The following is a 22,815-nucleotide window of genomic DNA, read 5'->3' on the forward strand; positions in this document are numbered from 1 at the left end:
CCCCAGCCTGCGTGCCGAACCCGCTCCCGGCCCCAGTAGTCCACTACCCGAATCCGCCCGTGCACGCACATCCGGTGTGAGTAGCCGGGAATGGCAGTCGGGACATGACAGCATCCGTGGCCGCCGGTAGATATCGAACCTATGAAGCTGGTTGAGGAACGGGTACGGGGCTGGGTGTGGGGATGGTCGTTGTGCAGGGATACCGGGGAACCGGTGGCGGAGCCCGATGGATTTCGTATCGATGTGGGGAAACACGGGCATCGGGTTCGGTTCGTGCTGACCGGGACGGCGTCGGTGCGGCGGCGGGCGGAGTCGTTGACCGAGCCGGGGACGTGGCTCAAGGTATGTGGGCGCCGAGATGAGGTGCTGCCGCTATTGGACTCGGCGTGGCAGGTTGGCGAACCCGAGTATTTGATGAGCGTTCCGGTCACGGGCGGGGATGCTCGAATCCCCGCGCCCGCAGGGTATTCGAGTGAAGTCGTGGCCGAGCGCGGGTTTCATGAGGTCGTGGTTCGCCGGGAGGACGGCGCACACGCCGCGCGCGGTCTGGTCGCGGTGCACGGCGATACGGCGGTGATGGATCAGGTTGTGACCGAACCGGATCATCGGCGGCGCGGGCTGGGGCGGGTGGTGATGGACGAGCTTCGCACGGTCGCCGCGGCTCATGGCGCGACGACCGCGGTCTTGGTCAGCACCGTCGAAGGACGTCACCTGTACCGAACACTCGGGTGGCAGGTCGACTCGGAGATGGTTGCGGCACACCTGCCCGAACCAGCCACCGCCGCATAGGAATTGTGGTGATCGATGCCGGGGTTCGCTTCGGAACCCCGGCATCCGCACATTCGCCTAGGCGCTGGGCACGATTCTCACCCCGTCGCCGGCGGCGTCCGTCGGTTCGCCGGGGGCGGTGAACCAGTGGGTTACCTCGCCCTCGTCGAGGTCTGCTTCCACATCGCCGGTCGGGAGGACCGAGAGGGCTCCTGCCGTTGCGGCGACCAGGAATTCGTCGATGGCGGCGGGGCCGGTGGCGGCCGTGGTGAAGGTGGTCGACTCGTAGTCCACGTCGTTGTCCGTGCGCAGAGTGGTCGCGCGGTCCAGGGCCTCGGTCTGGGTGAGGGTGGCCCAGGTGCCGTCGGAGGTCCGGTAGACGAAGGCCGGGTCGGCCTCGGTCAGGGGGCGGACGCGGTCGGTGTAGGTGACCGGGTGGGCGGGGCGGGTGGACAGGTCGGCTTGGACCTTCGGGTCGGAGGGGACCAGCCAGCGGACGGAGCTGGCGGCCGGTTCCTGGGCGATGCCGAAGCCGGCGCCGGCGGCGAGGATGTCGCCGAAGGACATGCCTTCGGCGAACAGGGCTGCGGCGCCTGCCTTTTGGATGGCCCAGACGGCCACTACCGCATCGGCGGAGCGCGGGAGGGCCACGGCGACGATGTCGCCGGGGCCCGCGCCGCGGTCGATGAGGAGGCGGGCCAGCTGGGAGGAGCGGCGGTCCAGGACGTGGTAGGCCAGCTCCTGGCCGTCGTCGAGCAGGGCGGGGGCCTGCGGATCCTCTTCGACGACCTCGGCCAGCACGTTGGCTACCGTGCGGGCGCCGACGCGGGCGGGTTCCACGGTCGAATCAGCCGGGGTGACAGCGGATTCGGCGAGGATGCGGGCGCGCTCGGTGGCGTCGAGGATATCGATGTCACCGACCAGGCTCGACGGTTCGCCGAGCAGGGCGTCCAGGACCCGGTCGAGGCGGGCGGCCAGGGTTTCCACCTCTTCCGCGGTGAAGCGGGAGTCGAGGTAGCGCATGGAGACCTCGATGGTCTCCGAGGCCATGACCACCAGCGTCATCGGGTAGTGGGTGTCGTCGTTGATGCCGACGCCGCTCACCGACATGCCGTCGATGGAGCTGGCGGCCGCGATGGCGTCCTTGTCGACCGGGTAGGACTCGAACACCACGAGGGTGTCGAATTCCGAACCGGCGCCGACCAGTTGCTGGATCTCGGTGAGGCCGATGTAGTGGTGATCCAGCAGATCGGCCTGTTCACGCTGAACGCGCTCCAGCAAACCCTCGATGGTGAGGCGGTCGTCGACGCGAATGCGCACCGGCACCGTATTGATGAACAGGCCCACCATGGACTCCACGCCCGGCAGGTCGGCGGGGCGGCCGGAGACCGTCGCACCGAAGACCACGTCGCCGCGGCCGGTGAGGCGGCCCACCAGGATGGCCCACGCCGTCTGCATCAGCGTGTTGACCGTGATGCCGAGTTCGGCGGCGCGCTTGGTCAGCTGGCGGGTGCGTTCGGCGTCGATCTCCAGGGCGTGGCGGCCCACCTCGTACTGCTCGTCCTTGCGGGCGGCGGGCGCGAGCTGGGTGGGCTCGGAAACGCCGGAGAGCGAACGAGTCCAGGCCTTCAGCGATTCCGCCCGGTCCCGCCCGGCCAGCCAGGCCAGGTAGTTGCGGTAGGAGGCGACGCGCGGCAGCGCCGAGACATCGCCGCGCACCGCGTACAGCACCAGCAGATCGCGCATGAGCAGCGGCATGGACCAGCCGTCCACCAGGATGTGGTGGGTGGTGATGACCAGGTGCCACTGTTCGTCGTCGATCTTGAACAGGTTGAACCGCATGAGCGGCGCGGTGGCCAGGTCGAAGTGATCGGCCCGGTCCTCGGCAATGAGCTCCCGCATGCGCGGATTGCGGTCCGCCGCGGGGAGATCGGTGAGGTCCACCAATCGGAACGGCGCTTCCACCTTGTCCAGCACGATCTGGTGCGCCTGCCCGCTGGAATCGGTGACGAAGGCGGTCCGCAGCGACGGATACCGGTCCACGATGGCCTGCCCGGCTGCGCGCAGCCGCTCCACGTCCACCTGTCCGCCCAGGTCCAGCACGGCCTGAATGGTGTAGACGTCCACGGTGTGCTGGGTGAGCATCGCGTGGAAGAGCAGACCGGACTGCAGCGGCGACAGCGGCCACACCTCGGTCATGGCCGGGTAGGACCGCTCCCACCCATCCAGATCCGGCTGAGTCACCTTGACCAGCGCCATATCCGACGGCGTGAAGCCGCCGGCGTCGGAGCGCCGGGCGTGGCGGGCCAGCGCGGTCAGCGCCTCCACGTACAGGTCGGCGAAGCGCTGCACCTGTTCCCGGTCCAGCAGGCCGGCCGGGTAGGCGAAGGCCGCGCCCAGCTGCGGGCCGTCCGCGCCGTCGGTGGCGATGGCATTGATGTCGATGACGGCGTTCGCGGGCATGTCCGCGTCCATCTCGGCATCCAGGCGGCCCAGGTCGTCCGCAGGGGTCCAGCCGATTTCGGCCAGGTCCTCGGGCACTTCGCCGGCGGAGACGCGGCCCAGATAGTTGAAGCTGATCTGGCCGGCGTCGCGCAGCTGCGCGCCCGTCTCCGGGTTCAGGTAGCGCAGCATGCCGTAGCCGAGACCCTTGTCGGGCACCGCCAGCAGCTGCTCCTTGACCGACTTGACGATGTCGCCCAGCGTCTTTCCGCCGTCGAAGGCATCGGCCAGATCGGCGCCGTGCAGGTCAAGGCGCACCGGGAAGGCCGCGGTGAACCAGCCCACGGTGCGCGAGAGATCCGCACCCGGGACGACGTCCTCTTCACGACCGTGACCCTCGAGCTTGAACAGCGCCGCGCTGCCGGTGGTCTCGCCGCGCCAGCGTGCGACGGCCAGGGCCAGCGCCGCCAGCAGACCGTCATTGACGCCGCCGCGGTACAGCCCCGGAATCGAGGTGAGCACGGCATCGGTCACATCGGCCGGCACCGTGACCTCGACCCGCTCCACGGTGGCGAAGGTGTCGACGGCCGGATCGAAGGCCCGGGAGCCGAGCAGCGGATCCGGGGTCTCCACGACCTTCTTCCAGAACGGCAGCTCCGCAACGCGTTCCGGCGCGCGGGCCTCCTCGACGAGGGCGTGCGCCCAGCGCCGCATGGAGGTGCCGTTCTCGGGCAGGGCCACCGGCTGCCCGAAGGCCAGCTGCGACCAGGCCAGGCCCAGGTCCGGAATGAGGATGCGCCAGGAGACGCCGTCCACGACCATGTGGTGGCCGACGATGAGCAGCACGTCGCGGCGCGTTCCATCGAAGGCGAACCACACGAACTGCACCATGGCGGCATTCGCCGGATCGAGACGTCCCAGGGCGGCGTCGAATTCGACGGTGCCCAGACGCGCCAGCTCCTCGTCGGAGATGTCGGCGGGCAGGTCGACCCGATGCACCAGGGCGTCCACATCCACGGCCCCGCGCGCGAGCGCCTCGAATTCGAAGCCCTCGGATGCGTTGCCGCGCAGTCGGGTTCGCAGCACATCGTGGTGGTCGAAGACCGCCGCAATGGCGCCGACCAGCGCGTCCCGGTCGATGTTCTCCGGCAGGCGCAGCGCCATGGTCTGCGAGAAGCGATCGTAGGACGAGCCGCTCGACAGGATGGCGTGCATGATCGGCGTCAGCGGAATGTCGCCGACACCACCACCCGGCAGCTCTTCCAGCTGCTGCACCTGGGTTTCGCCGCCGAGCGCGGCCACCTCGGCCAGCCCCGCGACGGTCCGCCGCTCGAACACATCGCGCGGGGTGAACACGATGCCGCGCGCCTTGGCCCGCGATACCAGCTGAATCGACAGGATGGAGTCGCCGCCGAGCGCGAAGAACGAATCGTCCGCACCGACCTGCTCCAGCCCCAGCACATCGGCGAAGACCTCGGCGAGGGTCGCCTCCAGCTCGGTGACCGGCTCCCGGAAATCGCGAGCGGTGAACACCGGTTCGGGCAGCGCCCGGCGATCCAGCTTGCCGACCGGGGTCAGCGGAATGGCGTCGAGGACCGTAATGGCCGTCGGCACCATGTATTCCGGCAGGCGGCCCGCGACATGCTCTGTCAGAGCGGCGATATCGATGGAGCGGCCCGCGACCGGCAGCACGTACGCGGCCAGGATGGTCGCGCCCGCCTCGGTCTTGTGGCCCACGGTGACCGCGAAGTCGACCGTCTCGAACGACGCCAGCGCGGCGTCGATCTCGCCGAGTTCGATGCGGAAGCCGCGCACCTTCACCTGGAAGTCGTTGCGGCCCACATACTCCACCTCACCGGCGGGAGTCCAGCGAACCACGTCACCGGTGCGATACATGCGCTCACCCGCCGCGAACGGATTCGCGACGAACCGATCCGCGGTCAGACCCGGCCGGTCATGGTAGCCGCGCGCCAGCTGAATACCCGACAGGTACAGCTCACCCGCCACGCCGACCGGAACCGGCCGCAGGCGCGCGTCCAGGATCAGCGACTGCATACCGCGCACCGGTGCGCCGATGGTGACCAGATCGCCCGGCAGCAGCGCATCGCTGATGTTGGTCATGATCGTGGTCTCGGTCGGGCCGTAACCATTGTGGAAGGCGCGAACAGTGCCGTCCGCCAACGGAATCGCCCACTTGGCGACCAGATCGGCGGGCACCGCCTCGCCACCGGCGACCAGCACCCGCAGGCTGTCGAGGCCCTTGGCGTCGAAGGTGGCCAGCGCCGCCGGGGTGATGAAGGCGTGCGTGGCCCGCTCGCGCTTGATCAGATCCGACAGCTCGTCGCCGCCGTAGACGCCCGGCGGGACGACCACCAGGGTGCCACCGGAGCCGATGGCCAGCAGGTACTCCAGCACCGACGCGTCGAACGACGGCGAGGCGAAGTGCAGTGCGCGCGAGGCGGAGTCGAGGCCGTAGCGCTCGACCTGCTCGGCACTGAAGTTGGCCAGGCCGGAGTGGGTGACCACGACGCCCTTGGGCATGCCGGTGGTGCCGGAGGTGTAGATCACGTACGCGACGTGCTCGGGCCGGATCGGCGCCCAGCGCTCCGCATCGGTGACCGGTGCGGCCGAATGCGATTCGACCTCGGCGATGACCATCGGATCGTCCAGGGAGATCCACCCGGCCAGGCTCTTGACCGGCGGCAGGCCCTCGAGTTCGGCCTCGACGGTCAGGCCGAGCACCGCGCCGGAGTCATTGACCATGTGCGCGATGCGATCCGCCGGGTAGGACGGATCGACCGGCACGAAGGCCGCACCGGACTTGGCCACGGCCCAGACCGCGAGCACGGACTCGAAGGAGCGCTTGATGGCGACGGCGACACGGGTTTCCGGTCCGGCGCCACGCTCGATGAGCATGCGCGCCAGACGCGAGGATGCCGCGTCGAGTTCGGCATAGCCGAGCGCCTGCCCGTCGAAGGCCACGGCCTCGCCCACCGGGTTGGCGGCGACGGCCTCGGCCATGAGCTCGGGCAGCACCCGCGGCGCGACGGCCGGACCGCCGGTGCGGGCGGTCAGATCGGTGCGCTCGCCGGCCGCCAGGATCTCCAGATCGCCGACGGCCGTGCGCGGCTGCGCCACGATCTCGCCCAGCAGGCGGGTAAACCGCTGCGCGAACACCTGAATGGTGTCCTCGTCGAACAGGTCACGGGCGTAACCGAATTCGGCGTGCATACCGGCGTCGGACTCGGCCTCGGCCTCCTGCACGGTCAGCATCAGGTCGAACTTGGCCGTCTCGACGTCGAAGTCGACGGCCGCGACCTTCAGGCCGGGCAGTTCGAAGCTGCTGTCGGGCAGGTTCTGGAACGACAGCGCCACCTGGAACAGCGGATGGCGAGCCGTGGACCGCTCCGGGTTGAGCACCTCGACGAGGCGCTCGAACGGAATGTCCGCGTGCGCGAACGCCCGCAGATCGCTGTCCTTGTTCGCGGCCAGCAGCTCCCGGAAGGAGGCGCCGCCCTCGACCTTGGTGCGCAGCGTCAGCGTGTTCACGAACATGCCGATCAGGCCGTCGAGTTCGGCCTCACCGCGACCCGCGATCGGCGTGCCGATGGCGATGTCGTCGGTGCCGGACAGGCGCGCCAGGAAGACCGACAGCGCGGTGTGCACGACCATGAACAGCGTCGCGCCCTCCTCGCGGGCGATCCGCTTCAGGCCGCGGTGCAGCTGCTGATCGATCGGGAACAGCACCCGGCCGCCGCGGAAGGACTGCACCGCGGGACGCGGGCGATCCGAGGGCAGGTTCAGCTCGTCGGGCAGGTCCGCGAGGGCCTGCTGCCAGAACTGCGCCTGCGCCGAGATCAGGCTCTGCGGATCCTCTTCCGAGCCGAGCGCCGCGCGCTGCCAGATGGCGTAGTCGGCGTACTGCACCGGCAGCGGTTCCCAGGCGGGCGCCGAGCCGTGGGCACGGGACGCGTACGCGATCATGACGTCGCGGGTGAGCGGGCCCATGGACCAGCCGTCCGCGCTGATGTGGTGGGCGACGAATACCAGGACGTATTCGGCGTTTTCGGCGTCCTCCACCCCAGCGCTTTGCGCGTCTTCGACACGGAACAGCGTGGCGCGCAGGGGCACCTCGCCGGTCACGTCGAAGCCCGTGGTGACCAGGGCCGCCACGCGGTCGCGCAGTTCGGCCGCGGCCACCGGGACCGGCGTCAGATCCGGAACCGCCTGGGCGGCGGCCAGAATCACCTGCACGGCCGCGCCGTCGCGCTGCGGGTACACGGTGCGCAGGGTCTCGTGCCGGTCGACCACGTCGTAGACGGCCTGCTGCAACGCGTCCACGTCGAGTTCGCCGGTGAGGCGCACCGCGACGGGCACGTTGTAGGCCGCCGAGGCGGTGTCGAACTGGTTGAGGAACCACATGCGCTGCTGCGCCAGCGACAGCGGCAGGTTCTCCGGCCGCTCCTGCGCGGTAATGGCCCGGCGGCCACCGGTTCCCGCATCGGGAGCCAGGGTCGCGGCGAGACCGGCGACCGTGGAGACCTCGAACAGGGCGCGCACCGGCACCCGGGTGTCCAGCGCCGCGCCGAGGCGCGCCGCCACCTGGGTGGCCAGCAGCGAGTTGCCGCCGAGGGAGAAGAAGTCGTCGTCCGCGCCGACGCGTTCCACGCCGAGCACCTCGGCGAAGACCCCGGCGATGGCGATCTCGACTTCGCCCGTGGGAGCGCGGAATTCGCGGGCGGCGAAGACCGGCTCGGGCAGCGCCTTGCGATCGAGCTTGCCGCTGGTGTTGAGCGGGAAGGCGTCGAGCGCGACGATCACGGCCGGGACCATGTAGGTCGGCAGCGTCTCGCCGACGGCCTCGAGCAGCGACTCCTGATCGATCGAGTACCCCGGCGCGGGCACCGCGTAGGCGACCAGCTGATCGCCGAGCGAGGTGGGCAGCACCAGCGCCACGGCCTGGCTGACCGCGGGCTGCGCCAGCAGCGCGGTCTCGATCTCGCCGAGCTCGATGCGCTGACCGCGGAACTTCACCTGGAAGTCGGTGCGGCCGATGTACTCCAGCCGCTGCGGGCGACCCTCGCTCGCGCTCCGCCAGACCACGAGGTCGCCGGTGCGGTACATGCGCGCACCCGGCTCGAACGGGTTGGCCACGAAGCGATCCGAGGTGAGGTCCGGGCGGCGCACGTAGCCGCGCGCCAGCTGGTCACCGGCCAGGTACAGCTCGCCCGGCACCCCGGCCGGGACCGGCCGCAGGCGCGAATCCAGCACGTACACGGTGCTGTTCCACTGCGGCACGCCGATCGGCGTGGTCCGGGTGTCGGAACCGTCGGCCTGCCAGTAGGTGATGGACACCGTGGCCTCGGTGGGGCCGTACAGGTTGTGCACCTTGATGCCGTCGCCGAGCGCCAGCACCTGGGTGACGGTCTCCGGCGGCAGCGCCTCACCGATGACGAACACGTCGCGCAGGGTCGGCAGCGCGCCCGGCGTGGTGTGGGTCGCGAACACGGTGAGCATGGACGGCACGAAGTCGGTGACCGTCACGCCCTGCGCCGCAATGGTTTCCGCGATGTAGTCGGCGTCGCGGTGACCGTCGTGGGTGGCCACGACCAAGGTCGAGCCCGCCCGCAGCGGCATGAAGTAGCCCCACAGCGACACGTCGAAGGTGGTGGCCGTCTTCTGGAAGTAGACGTCCTCCGGACCCATCGGGTACTCGGCGAGCATCCACTCCGTCTGGTTGTGGATGGCGCCGTGGGTGATCGCCACACCCTTGGGCTTACCGGTGGAGCCCGAGGTGAAGATGGCGTACGCCGGGTTGTCCGCGCGCAGCGGGCGCAGCAGCTCGGCGGCCGTCACCGGCTCACCCGAGAACTCTTCCAGCGCAACGGTATCCAGGTGCAGCAGGTCGATGCCCGCGGGCACCTCGACCGCATCCGCCGTGGTGGTGAGCACGCATGCGGGCTGCGCGGTGTCGAGGATGTGGGCAATGCGCTCGGCCGGGTGATCCGGATCCAGCGGCACCCACGCGCCGCCGGCGGTGACGATGGCGTACATGCCGACCACCAGGTCCAGCGACCGGCGAATGGCCAAGCCCACCAGCGATTCCGCGCCGACGCCCTGCGAGATGAGCAGGCGCGCGAGCTTGTTCACCCGCTCGTCGAACTCGGCGTAGGTCAGCGACGCGCCCTCGTAGACGACGGCGGTCTTGTCGGGGTACTGCGCGACCGCGCGACGGTAGCCGTCGAGCAGGAGCTCCGGAGCGATCTCGTGGCGAGAGTCGTTCCAGTCCACCAGCATTCGCGAGGTCTCGGCCGCGTCGAGCAGGTCGATCTCGCCGACCGGCCGCTGCGGCTGCGCGGCCACGGCGGTGAGCACGCGCAGCAGGCGCTGCGCGAACACGGCGACGGTCGACTCGTCGAACAGATCGGTCGCGTAGACGAAGTTGCCGATGATGCCCGCGGGCGCACCGTTCTCGTCGTACTGGTCGCCCACGATCAGGTTCAGGTCGAACTGCGCCGTGGTGACCTCGTCATCCACGCCCGAGACGGTCAGGCCCGGCAGTTCCAGGCTGGTGCGGCCCAGGTTCTGGAAGGCCAGGCCCACCTGGAACAGCGGGTGCCGCGCGGTGGAACGCACCGGGTTGAGCACCTCGACCAGGCGCTCGAACGGCACATCGGCATTGGCGAAGGCCTGGATGTCGGTCTCGCGCTGGCGCGCCAGCAGTTCGGTGAACGCCTCGCCGACATCCACCCGGCTGCGGAACACCAGGGTGTTCACGAACATGCCGATGAGGTCGTCGAGCACGGCCTCGCCACGGCCGGCCATCGGCGTGCCGATGGCGATGTCGTCGGTGCTGGACAGGCGGGCCAGCAGCACCGCGAGCGCGGTGTGCACGACCATGAACAGCGTCGCGCCCTCGGCGCGCGCCAGTTCCACGAGCTGACGGTGCAGCTCGGCGTCGATGCGCACCTCGACCTTCCCGCCGCGGAAGGACGGCACCGCCGGACGCGGGCGATCCGCGGGCAGATCCAGCTGATCGGGCAGATCGGCCAGGGCCTGCTTCCAGTAGGCGACCTGCTTGGCGGCGAGCGATTCGGAATCGTCCTCGCTGCCGAGGATTTCGCGCTGCCAGATGGCGTAGTCCGCGTACTGCACCGCGAGCGGCGACCACGCGGGCTCCAGTCCCATGGACCGGGCCGCGTACGCGGTCATTATGTCGCGGGTCAGCGGGGCCACCGAGGAACCGTCACCGGAGATGTGGTGGGTCACCAGCGCCAGCACGTATTCGGCGGCCGGAGCGGTCATGGCGGTCGGATCGATGGCCGCGAAGGTGGCCGTGGCGTACGGATCGGCCGCCGCGAAGGTGTAGGCCGCGGCGTGCGCGTCCAGTTCGCTGTGGTCGTCCGCCGCCTGCTGCGCGAACGCGCCCGGGGCCCCTTCGATGCGGAACAGCGCGACCTTCAGCGGCACCTCGGTGGTCACGTCGAAGGCGGTGGAAGTCAGCTCCAGCACCGCCGCCGCGACCTCGTCGACGCCGACGGTGTGCACCGGCAGCTCCGGCATGGCCTGCGCCGGCGGCAGGATGACCTGCACCGGCCCGGTCTCGGTCTGCGGGTAGATGGTCCGCAGGATCTCGTGGCGGGCAACCACATCCGCGACGGCGGCGCGCAGCGCGTCCACATCGAGGTGGCCGGACAGCCGCACCGCGACGGGCACGTTGTAGGCGGCCGATTCGGTGTCGAAGCGGTTGAGGAACCACATGCGCTGCTGCGCCAGCGACAGCGGAATGTTCTCCGGTCGCGGCGCGGCGGTGAGCGCCTTGCGGCCACCGGCCCCGGCATCCAGTTCCACGCGCGCGGCCAGCGCGGCCACGGTGGAGACCTCGAACATCAGGCGCACCGGCACCCGGGTGTTGAGCGCCTCGCCGAGGCGGGCCGCCACCTGGGTGGCGAGCAGCGAGTTGCCGCCCCAGGCGAAGAAGTCGTCGTCCAGGCCGATGCGACCGGCCTCGACGCGCAGCACATCGGCGAACACGCCGGCCACGATCTGCTCGATCGGGGTGACGGGCGCCCGGAAGACCGCCTTCTCGAAGACGGGCTCCGGCAGCGCCTTGCGGTCGAGCTTGCCATTGGCGTTCAGCGGCAGCGCATCCAGCTGCATGAAGACCGACGGGACCATGTAGGACGGCAGTTCCGCGGCCAGTGCGGCCTGCAGCGCCTGCTTGTCCAGTTCGCCGTCGACGCCGACGACGTAGGCCACCAAGCGGTCGCCCAGTGCCGGATCATTGTGCGCGACAACCGCGGCGGAGACGACGGCGTCCCGGCGCAGCAGCGCCGATTCGATATCGCCGAGCTCGATGCGGAAGCCGCGGATCTTCACCTGGAAGTCGGTGCGGCCGCGGTACTCCAGCTCACCGGCGGCATTCCACGCCACCAGGTCACCGGTCCGGTACATACGAGAACCGTTGCTGTCGAACGGATTCGCGACGAAACGATCCGAAGTCAGGTCCGCACGCCCGAAGTAACCACGCGCCAGCTGCGCACCGGCCAGGTACAGCTCACCGGAAACACCGACCGGCACCGGCCGCAGGCGGGCGTCGAGGACGTAGACCTGGCTGTTCCACTCCGGCGCACCGATGGACACCGACACGGCGTCGGCTTCGGTGACCCGGTGGTTGGTGATCGAGACCGCGGCCTCGGTCGGGCCATACAGGTTGAACAGCTCGGTACGCGGGCTCTCTCGCAACACCCGCTGCGCCAGCGGACCGGGCAGCGCCTCACCGATGGCGAGGATGCGCCACAGCGAATCCGGCAACCCGTCGGTGAGCAACGCATCGAGCATGGACGGCACCACATGCAGCGTGGTCACCCACTCCCGCGCGATCAGCTCGTTCAGGTACGCCGGATCCTTGTGCCCATCCGGCGTCGCGATAACCAAGCGACCACCACACGCGACAGCCGACCAGAACTCCCACACCGACAAGTCGAACGTGGCGGCCGTCTTCAACAACACCGCATCGGCCGGATCGAGACCGAATTCGGTCATCTTCCACAGCAACTGATTCACCACGGCACCGTGCGGCACCGCGACACCCTTCGGGCGACCGGTCGAACCGGAGGTGAAGATGACGTACGCGGTGTTGGCTGCGGTCAGCTCCCGCACTCGCTCGTCGGCGGTGACGGGCGTATCCGCATGCGCGGACAGATCCAGTTCGTCGATGCGCAGCACCGTGGCGAGGTCGGAATCGAATCCGTCCCGCGCGGTGGTGAGCACGCACGCCGGAGCAGCGGTCTCCAGGATGTAGCCGGTCCGCTCGGCAGGCTGATCCGGATCGATCGGCACATACGCCGCACCCGCCTTGGCCACCGCGTACATGGCGACGACCAGGTCGGTGGAGCGCCGGATGGCCAGCGCCACACGATCTTCCGCACCGATACCCCGCGCGATCAGCTCGCGCGCCAGCTGGTTCACCCGAGCGTCGAGCTCCCGGTAGGTCAGCGACTCCGGCTCGCCGTCGGCCCGATCGGCCACGATGGCGACCGACTTCGGATCGGCGGCGACGGAGGCGTCCAGCAGCGACACCAGCGTGGCCTGCGATCCGCCGTCGACGACCGAGTCGATGTCCTGCGCGGTGTTGTTCCACCGTCGCAGGATTCGCTCGTTCTCGTCCGCGTCGAGCAGATCGATCTCGCCGACCGTAATGCCCGGCTGCGCCAGGATGGCGTCCAGCACCCGCACGAACCGGTCCGCGAAGGCGCGCACCGTGGCTTCGTCGAACAGGTCGGTGGCGTAACCGAATTCGGTGAGGATCTCGGCCGGGGTGCCGTCCTCGGCGTACCGGTCGTAGAGCGTCACGTGCAGATCGGTCTTGGCCAGCTGCGATTCGAACTGCACCGCGGCCACGTGCAGGCCCGGCAGTTCGAAGGCGGTCTCGGCCAGGTTCTGGAAGGACAGGCCGACCTGGAACAGCGGATTGCGCGCGGTGGAGCGGACCGGGTTGAGCACCTCGACCAGGCGCTCGAAGGGCACCTCGGCATTGGCGAAGGCTTCCAGGTCGCGTTCGCGCACCTCGGCGAGCATGTCGGCGAAGGTCTGGCTCGCGTCCACCTTGGTGCGGAACACCAGGGTGTTGACGAACATGCCGATGAGATCGTCGAGTTCGCGTTCGCCGCGGCCCGCGATCGGGGTGCCGACCGCGATGTCGTCGGTGCCGGACAGGCGCGCCAGCAGCACCGCGAGCGCGGCGTGCACGACCATGAACAGCGACGCGTTATTGGCGCGCGCCAGCTCGTGCAGCTTGGCGTGGCGGTCGGCGTCGATATCGAAGCGCAGCGCCTTGCCGTGGAAGGACTGCGCCGGCGGGCGCGGCCGATCGGTGGGCAGCTCCAGCTGATCCGGCAGTTCCGCCAGGGCCCGCTTCCAGTAGGAGACCTGCTGGGCGGCAAGCGATTCCGGATCGCTCTCGTCGCCGAGCACCGCGCGCTGCCACAGCGCGTAGTCGGCGTACTGCACCGCCGGCGGGGCCCACAGCGGGGCCTCGCCGGTGACGCGGGCCGCGTAGGCGACCATGATGTCGCGCGCCATCGGGCCCATGGAGGAGCCGTCGGCGGAGACGTGGTGGATGGTGAAGGCCAGCACGTGCTCTTCGGTGGCGGCATCGCTGATGCGGAACAGCTTGACCGCCAGCGGCACCTCGATGGTGACATCGAAGGTGGTCATGGCGAATTCGATGACCTTGCCGAGCAGATCGCCCTCGGTCACCGCCTCGGGGACCAGCAGCAGATCGGTCTGCGATTCGGGCAGGATCACCTGGTGCGGCCCGTCGGCGGTGCGCGGGTACACCGTGCGCAGCACCTCGTGGCGGCTGATCACATCGCCGATGGCTTGCTCGAGCGCGTTCAGGTCGAGCGCGCCGGTGAGCCGGACCGCCAGCGGAATGTTGTCCACCGCGGAAGTGCTGGTGTCGAACTGGTTGAGGAACCAGTAGCGCTGCTGCGCCGGGGACAGCGGCAGCAGGTCCGGGCGCTCGCCGGCGACCAGGCGCGGGCGGGTGCGGCCGGAGCCGGCATTGCGCTCCACGCGGGCGGCCAGGGCCGCGACGCTGGAGGCTTCGAACAGATCGCGCACCGCCAGGTGGGTGTCCAGGGCCGCGCCGAGGCGAGCGGTGACCTGGGTGGCGATGAGCGAGTTGCCGCCGAGCTCGAAGAAGTCGTCGTCCAGGCCGACCCGGCCGACGCCGAGGACGTCGGAGAAGGTATTGGCGACGATCTCCTCGATGGGGGTCGACGGGGCGCGGAACACCTTGGCCTCGAACACCGGGGCGGGCAGCGCCTTGCGGTCCAGCTTGCCGGAGGCATTGAGCGGGAAGGACTCCAGCAGCACGAAGGCGGCCGGGACCATGTAGCTGGGCAGCGCGTCGTGCAGTTCGGTGCGCACGGCGTCCAGGTCCACGGTGTGACCCGCGGCCGGGATGAGGTAGCCGACCAGCTGATCGCCGAGGCGATCGTCGGAGCGGACCACGACCACCGACTGGGCAATGGCGTCCAGGGCGGTGAGGGCGGCCTCGATCTCGCCGAGCTCGATGCGCAGACCGCGCAGCTTGACCTGGAAGTCGGTGCGGCCCAGGTATTCCAGCTCGCCCGCGCCGGTCCACTTCACCAGATCGCCGGTGCGGTACATGCGCTGTCCGGCGGTGAAGGGGTTGGCCACGAAGCGATCCGCGGTCAGTTCCGGACGCGCGACATAGCCGCGCGCCAGCTGGACGCCCGCCAGGTACAGCTCGCCCGGGACCCCGGCCGGGACCGGGTTCAGGCGCGAATCCAGCACGTACACCTGGGTGTTGAACACCGGGGCGCCGATCGGCACGGTGACCGTGTCGGCGGCGGTGACCTCGTGGAAGGTGACGTCGACCGCGGCTTCGGTGGGGCCGTACAGGTTGTGCAGCTGCGCGCCGGTCAGCTCGATGAGCTTCTGCGCGGTGGGCGCGGGCAGCGCCTCACCGGAAGCGAAAACGTGCAGCAGCGAAGTGCATTCGGCGGCCTTGGGCTCGGCGACGAAGACCGAGAGCATGGACGGCACGAAGTGCGCGGTGGTGACGCCGTGCGCGCTGATGAGGTCGGCCAGGTAGGCCGGGTCGCGATGCCCGTCCGGCTTGGCGACCACCAGTTGCGCGCCGACCTGCAAGGGCCAGAAGAACTCCCACACCGACACGTCGAAGGTGGCGGGGGTCTTCTGCAGCACCACATCGTCGGTGTACAGGCCGTATTCGGCCTGCATCCACACCAGGCGGTTGACGATGGCGGCGTGGGTGACCGCGACGCCCTTGGGGCGGCCGGTCGAGCCCGACGTGAAGATCACGTACGCGGTGTGCGACTCGCGCAGCGGGGCAACGCGATCCACATCAGCGACAGGGGCGTCGGAGTAGTCCGACAGGTCCAGCTCGTCGATGCGCAGCACCGCCCCCGTCATTCCGGCGTGGGTTTGGCCGGAATCCACACCAGCGTCGTGTGGATCCCGGCCAAGAAGCGCGCCGGGATGACGAGAGGAATCGAGCTCGAAACCGTCACGGGCGGTCGTCAGCACGCACACCGGCTGCGCGACATCCAGGACGTACTGGTTGCGCTCCTCCGGGTGATCCGGATCCAGCGGCACGTACGCGCCGCCGGCGGCGATGACCGCGTACATGCCGACGACCAGGTCGAGCGAGCGGCGCATGCCCAGGGCGACAAGCGAATCCGGTCCGACGCCCTGTGCGATGAGGTGGCGGGCCAGCTTGTTCACGCGAGCGGCGAACTCGGCGTAGGACAGACCTGTCCCCTCGAAGACGACCGCGGGCGCGTTCGGGCTGGTCAGCGCCTGGGCCTCGAACATGGACGCGAGCGTGACATCGGCCTCGGCGGTGCGGCCGCCCAGGGCCACCCGGGTCACGTCGTATTCGGTGGCGTTCCAATTGCGCAGCACGCGACGGCGTTCGAGATCATCCAGGAGCTCGATATCGCCGACTATGGCATCCGGTTCGGTGACGACCGCGTTCAGCATGCGCACCAGGCGGTTCGCGAAGCCCGCGACGGTGTTCGCGTCGAACATGTCGGTGGCGTAGGCGAATTCGGCGGCCATGCCCTCGACCGCGCCGTCCGCGCCGACCCGTTCGGTCAGGTTGAGGTGCAGGTCGAACTTGGCGGTGACCACGTCCAGCGGCACGCCCGTGACTTCCAGCCCCGGCAGGGTGAAGGTGGCCGCGCCGGTGTTCTGGAACGACAGCATGACCTGGAACAGCGGGTGCCGGGCCTGCGAGCGGGCCGGGTTGAGGATCTCCACCAGGCGTTCGAACGGCAGGTCGGCGTGGCCGAAGGCGGCCAGGTCGGTGTCCTTGGTGCGGGCGAGGAGTTCGTCGAACCGCGCGCCCGAGTCGACGGCGGTCCGCAGCACCAGGGTGTTGACGAACATGCCGATGGCATCGTCCAGTACGGCTTCGCCGCGGCCCGCGACGGCGGTGCCGATGGCGATGTCGTCGCCGCCGGACAGGCGCGCCAGCAGGGCCGCGAAGGCCGCGTGCACGACCATGAAGAGGCTGGCGCCGTGCGCGCGCGCCAGCGCGTTCATGCCGTCGAGCAGGTCGGCGTCGATGGCGAATTCGTGCACGCCACCGCGGTTGGAGGCCACGGCCGGGCGCGGGCGATCCGAGGGCAGGTCGATCTGGTCGGGCAGGCCTGCGAGGGAGTCCGACCAGTAGGCGACCTGCTGGGAGATGAGCGAGTCGGCCTGGTCCTCGGAGCCGAGGGTTTCGCGCTGCCAGAGCGCGAAGTCGGCGTACTGCACCGGCAGCGGAGTCCACTGCGGGGCTTCGCCATTGGCGCGGGCCAGGTAGCCGACCATGACGTCGCGGGCCAGCGGGCGCACCGACCAGCCGTCGCCGGAGATGTGGTGGACCACGAAAACCAGCACGTGCGTGGGTTCTTCGGCGCTGTGCCCATTTCCGGAGCCATCCGGGGCGACGCGGAAGAGCCCGGCGCGCACCGGCACCGCCGCGGTGACGTCGAAGCCGGTGAGGACCATCTCGGCGATCCGCTCGCGCAGCTCGGCCTCGGGCACGGTGACCGGCGCCAGATCCAGCCGGACCTGGTCGGCGGGCAGGATGACCTGCACGCCGAGGCCCTCGTCGTTCTGCGGGTAGACCGTCCGCAGCACCTCGTGGCGTTCGATCACATCGCCGACGGCGGCGATGAGCGCGTCGGCGTCCAGCTCGCCGGCCAGGCGCACGGCCATCGGGATGTTGTTGACGGCCGAGGCGGTGTCGAAGCGGTTGAGGAACCACATGCGCTGCTGCGCCAGCGACAGCGGGATCTCCGCCGGGCGCTGCTGGGCGACCAGTTCGCGGCGAGCGCCGCTGCCGGAGTGGGTTTCGACGCGGGCCGCCAGCGCGGCCACGGTCGGGGCCTCGAACAGCACGCGCACCGGCACCCGGGTGTCGAGGGCCGCGCCGAGGCGCGCCACGACCTGGGTGGCGATGAGCGAGTTGCCGCCGAGCTCGAAGAAGTCGTCGTCGATGCCGATGGCCTGGTCCACGCCGAGCACCTCGGCGAAGACGCCCGCGACGATCTCCTCGGCCGGGGTGGACGGGGCGCGGAATTCGCGCGCCTCGAACTCCGGCTCGGGCAGGGCGCGGCGGTCCAGCTTGCCATTGGCATTGAGCGGGAACTCGTCGAGCGCCACGAAGGCGGCCGGGACCATGTAGGACGGCAACTGCGCCGACAGGTGCGCCTTGAGCGCGTCCACGTCGATGTCGCCGGCGGACGGCACGACGTAGCCGACGAGGCGGTCACCGGTGCGGTCGTCCGACCGCATGACGACGACGGCTTGGGCGACGGAATCGTGTGCGGTGAGCGCGGATTCGATCTCACCCAGCTCGATCCGCAGACCACGCAACTTCACCTGGAAGTCGGTGCGACCCAGATACACGATCGAACCATCAGCGGCCCGCCGCACCAGGTCACCGGTGCGATACATGCGCTCCGACGTCCCGAACGGATTGGCCACGAACCGATCCGCGGTCAGATCCGCACGACCGACATAACCACGCGCCAACTGATCACCCGCAAGGTACAGCTCACCCCCGACACCCTGCGGCACCGGATGCAGACGCGAATCCAGCACATACGCCTGCGCATTCCACACCGGCAAACCAATCGGCACCGCACCCTGCACATCCTCCGCGACCGGCGCGAACGTGGCGTGCACCGTGAACTCCGTCGGACCGTACAGATTGTGCAGCTCCGCCGGGCTGATCCGCCGGAACGCGGCGACATTGTCGGAGGTGAAGGCCTCACCGGCGACGAGCAGCGCCCGCAGCGAGGCGAGGGCTTCGGCATTCGCACTGCCCGCGAACACGGTCAGCATGGACGGCACGAACGAGGTCATGGTGACCCGCTCGGCGGCAATCACCTCCGCCAGATACTGCGGATCGCGATGACCATCCGGCGTAGCCACGACCATGCGACCACCGGTCGCCAACGGCCCGAACAACTCCCACACCGACACATCGAAGGTCTGCGGCGTCTTGAACAACACCACATCGTCGGCGTCGATGCCGTATTCGGTGGTGATCCAGCGGATCTGGTTCACCACCGCCGAGTGCGGCACCGCCACACCCTTCGGGCGGCCGGTCGAACCCGACGTGAAGATCACGTACGCGGCGTTGGACGGCCGCAGCGGAGCGATCCGCTCGGCGTCGGTGACCGGAACAGCCTGGTACTCCGACAGATCCAGCGCGTCGACGACGAGCGTGTCCGCACCCGCGGCCGTGAAGCCGTCGCGCGTGGTGGTCAGCACGCAGACCGGCGCCGCCGTCTCGAGAACGTAGGCGATGCGGTCTTCCGGCTGATCCAGGTCCAGCGGCACGTACGCGCCACCGGCCTCGAGCACCGCGTACGCGGCGACCACGAGGTCGAGCGAGCGCCGCATACCCAGGGCGACAAGCGAATCCGGTCCGACACCGGTCGCGACCAGGTGCCGGGCCAGGCGGTGCACCCGGTCGGCGAACTCGGCGTAGGTCAGGACCTCCCGGTCCGTCGCGACCTCATCGCGGCCGGCCACCCCTTCGTCATCCCGGCGTGCTTGTGGCCGGGATCCATCGCGAGATTCCGGCCAAGAGCGCGCCGGAATGACGAGGGCGGGAGCGTCCGGAGTGCGCTCGGTCTGAGCCGCGAACAGCGACACCAGCGTGTCGGTGGCGCCGGCGGGCAGCCCTGCCGCCACATCGATGGTGGTCAGGTTCCAGTCGCGGACCTCCTGCGCCACCCCGAGGACATCGAGCAGCGCGAGATCGCCGATCGGGCGGTGCGGGGTGAGCGCCACGGCCTTGAGCAACTGGTTGAACCACTTGGCGAAGCGCTCGACGGTCGCCGCGTCGAACAGGTCGGTGGCGTAGATGAATTCGGCGGCCAGACCGGCGGGCGCGGCCGAGCCGTTGCCAGTCGCGTCGGCGACGGCGGACTGCTCGGTGAGCACCAGTTGCAGGTCGAACTTGGCGGTGTCGATGCGCAGGTCCACGCCGCTGGCGGTCAGACCCGGCAGTTCCAGTTCGGCCGGTCCGGTGTTCTGGAACGACAGCATGACCTGGAACAGCGGATGCCGCGCCTGCGAGCGGGCCGGGTTGAGGATCTCCACCAGGCGCTCGAACGGCAGGTCGGCGTGCCCGAAGGCGGCGATATCGGTGGCGCGCACCGAGTTCAGCAGATCGGTGAAGGATTCGCCGCCGTCGATCCGGGTCCGCAGCACCAGGGTGTTGACGAACATGCCGATCAGATCGTCCAGCGCGCGCTCGCCACGACCGGCGACCGGGGTGCCGATGGCGATGTCCTGCTCGCCCGACAGGCGGGACAGCAGGGCGGCCAGCGCGGCGTGGGCGACCATGAACAGCGTGGTGCCATTGGCGCGCGCCAGTTCGGCCAGCTTGGCGTGGGTGTCGCCGTCGATCCGGAAGTGGTGCACCGCACCGCGACCGGAGGCCACGGCCGGACGCGGGCGATCCGACGGCAGGTCCAGCTGCTCGGGCAGGCCGCGCAGCGTCCGGTTCCAGTAGGCGATCTGCTGGGCGATGACCGAGGTCTCGTCGTCCTCGCGGCCGAGCACCTCGCGCTGCCACAGCGCGTAGTCGGCGTACTGGACTTCCAGTGGCTGCCAGGCCGGTTCGCCGCCGTCGACGCGAGCCGCGTAGGCGGTCATGACATCCCGGGTCAGCGGCAGCATGGAGAAGCCGTCACCGGAGATGTGGTGCACCACCAGCGCGAGCACGTGCTCGGTGGGGGTGATCTCGAACAGCCCGGCCCGGAACGGCACCTCGGCGGTGACGTCGAAGCCGGCGCCGATGAGCCGCGAGAGCGCCTGCGGCAGTTCGGCTTCGGTGATCTCGATCGGCGTCAGGTCCGGGATGACCTGGGCGGTCGGCACGATCTCCTGGAAGGCCTGGCCGTCGATCTCCGGGTACCGGGTGCGCAGCGACTCGTGCCGCGCCAGGACGTCGGCGACCGCGATCTGCAGGGCCTGGCGGTCCACCAGACCCGACAGCCGCACGGCGGCCGGGATGTTGTTGACGGCCGATTCGGGATCGAACCGGTTGAGGAACCACATGCGCTGCTGCGCCAGCGACAGCGGCAGCCGCTCGGGTCGCTGCTGCGCGGTCAGCGCCAGGCGGGTGCCCGCGCCGGAATGGGTTTCGGCGCGCGCGGCCAGCGCGGCGACGGTGGCGGCCTCGAAGATCTCGCGCACGCCCAGCTGGGTGTCCAGTGCGGCGGACAGGCGCGCCGCCACCTGGGTGGCGGAGAGCGAGTTGCCGCCGAGCGCGAAGAAGTCGTCGTCCAGGCCGACCCGGCTCAGGCCGAGGATCTCGCCGAAGACCCCCGCGACGATCTGCTCCACCGGGGTGGTCGGGGCGCGGAAGACCGCGGCCTCGAACACCGGGGCGGGCAGGGCCTTGCGGTCCAGCTTGCCGGAGGCATTGAGCGGGAACTCGTCGAGCACCATGAGGATGGACGGCACCATGTACGACGGCAGCGCCTCGCCGAGTTCGGCGCGCACGGCGTCGATGTCGACGCTGCGGCCCTGCGCGGCAATGACATACGCCACCAGCTGATCGCCGGTGTGCACGTCGGAGCGGACCACGACCACCGACTGGGCAATGGAATCCAGTGTGGTGAGCGCGGATTCGATCTCGCCGAGCTCGATGCGCAGACCGCGCAGCTTCACCTGGAAGTCGGTGCGGCCGATGTAGTCGAGCTCGCCGTCGGCGGTCCACACCACGAGATCGCCGGTGCGGTACATGCGCTCGCCCGATCCGAACGGGTTGGCCACGAACCGATCCGAGGTCAGGTCGGGGCGTGCCACGTACCCGGTGGCGAGCTGATCGCCCGCCAGGTACAGCTCACCCGCGACGCCGACCGGAACCGGCCGCAGCCGCGCGTCGAGGACGTAGACCTCGGTGTTGTAGACCGGGCGGCCGATCGGCACCGAGTCGATATCGGTGTCGGCGACCTGGTGGTAGGTGACGTCGACCGCGGCTTCGGTCGGGCCGTACAGGTTGTGCAGTTCGGCCCCGGTCAGCTCGCGCAGGCGATGCGCGGGCTTGGGCGACAGCGCTTCACCGGAGGCGAAGACCATGCGCAGGCTGGTGCACTGTGCGGCGGCAGGCTCGGCCACGAACACCGCGAGCATGGACGGCACGAAGTGGGTGACCGTGACGCCTTCGCGGGCGATGAGTTCGGCCAGGTACGCCGGATCGCGGTGGCCTTCCGGCTTGGCCACGACCAGCTGCGCGCCGATCTGCAACGGCCAGAAGAACTCCCACACCGATACGTCGAAGGTGGACGGCGTCTTCTGCAGCACCACATCCGCGGCGGTGAGCCCGTACGCGGACTGCATCCACACCAGGCGGTTGACGATGGCCGAGTGCGGCACCGCCACACCCTTCGGGCGGCCGGTCGAACCGGAGGTGAAGATGACGTAGGCGTTGTTCGACTCCCGCAGCGGCGCAAGGCGATCCGCATCGGTGAGCGGCGCGCCCGAGAAGCTGGACAGATCCAGCAGGTCGATGCGCACCTGCGCGGTCTCGATCTCCAGGTCCTCGCCGGAGGTCAGCACGGTGACCGGATCGGCGGTGGCCAGGATGTATTCGGTGCGCTCGGCCGGGTGATCCGGATCCAGCGGCACGTACGCGCCACCGGCCACGGTCACGGCGTACATGCCGACCACCAGATCGATGGAGCGCCGCATACCAAGCGCCACAAATGATTCCGCGCCGACACCGCGCTCGACGAGCCAGCGCGCCAGGCGGTGCACCCGGTCGCCGAACTCGGCATAGGACAGAGCTGTCCCCTCGAAGCTGACGGCGGTCGCGTCGGGAGTCCGCGCGGCCTGCGCCTCGAACAGCGCCACCAGGGTCTTCGCGGCACCAGCCTGCGGGGCACCAGTCTTCGCGGCACCAGTCTGCGGGGCGCCGCCCTCCGTCATTCCGACGCGCTTTTGGCCGGAATCCGCACCGGCAACGACATCATCCGCGTCGAGTGGATCCCGGCCAAAAGCATGCCGGGATGACGAGGCGGCGGTCGAGGT

General features: G+C 69.8%; 3 protein-coding genes. 2 read left to right on the top strand and 1 reads right to left on the bottom strand.

Features of this window, described 5'->3' with window-relative positions; all coding sequences use genetic code 11:
* Positions 1-507: 507 nt before the first annotated feature.
* On the top strand, positions 508-789 hold the full coding sequence (locus ACFVIV_RS15690) for a GNAT family N-acetyltransferase (RefSeq protein ID WP_379196684.1): 282 nt from the start codon (positions 508-510) through the stop codon (positions 787-789).
* Positions 790-846: 57 nt separating this feature from the next.
* Here the strand turns inward: ACFVIV_RS15690 and ACFVIV_RS15695 are convergent, their stop codons facing one another.
* A complete protein-coding gene (locus ACFVIV_RS15695) occupies positions 847-22,713 on the bottom strand; it encodes a non-ribosomal peptide synthase/polyketide synthase (RefSeq protein ID WP_379196880.1) in 21,867 nt (7,288 codons plus the stop codon).
* Between ACFVIV_RS15695 and ACFVIV_RS15700 the strand changes: the two genes are divergently transcribed.
* On the top strand, positions 22,660-22,797 hold the full coding sequence (locus ACFVIV_RS15700) for a hypothetical protein (RefSeq protein ID WP_379196882.1): 138 nt from the start codon (positions 22,660-22,662) through the stop codon (positions 22,795-22,797). The two genes, ACFVIV_RS15695 and ACFVIV_RS15700, sit on opposite strands and share 54 nt — an antisense overlap.
* Positions 22,798-22,815: the final 18 nt, after the last annotated feature.

Source organism: Nocardia sp. NPDC127526, assembly GCF_042672265.1.
Classification (GTDB): Bacteria; Actinomycetota; Actinomycetes; order Mycobacteriales; family Mycobacteriaceae; genus Nocardia.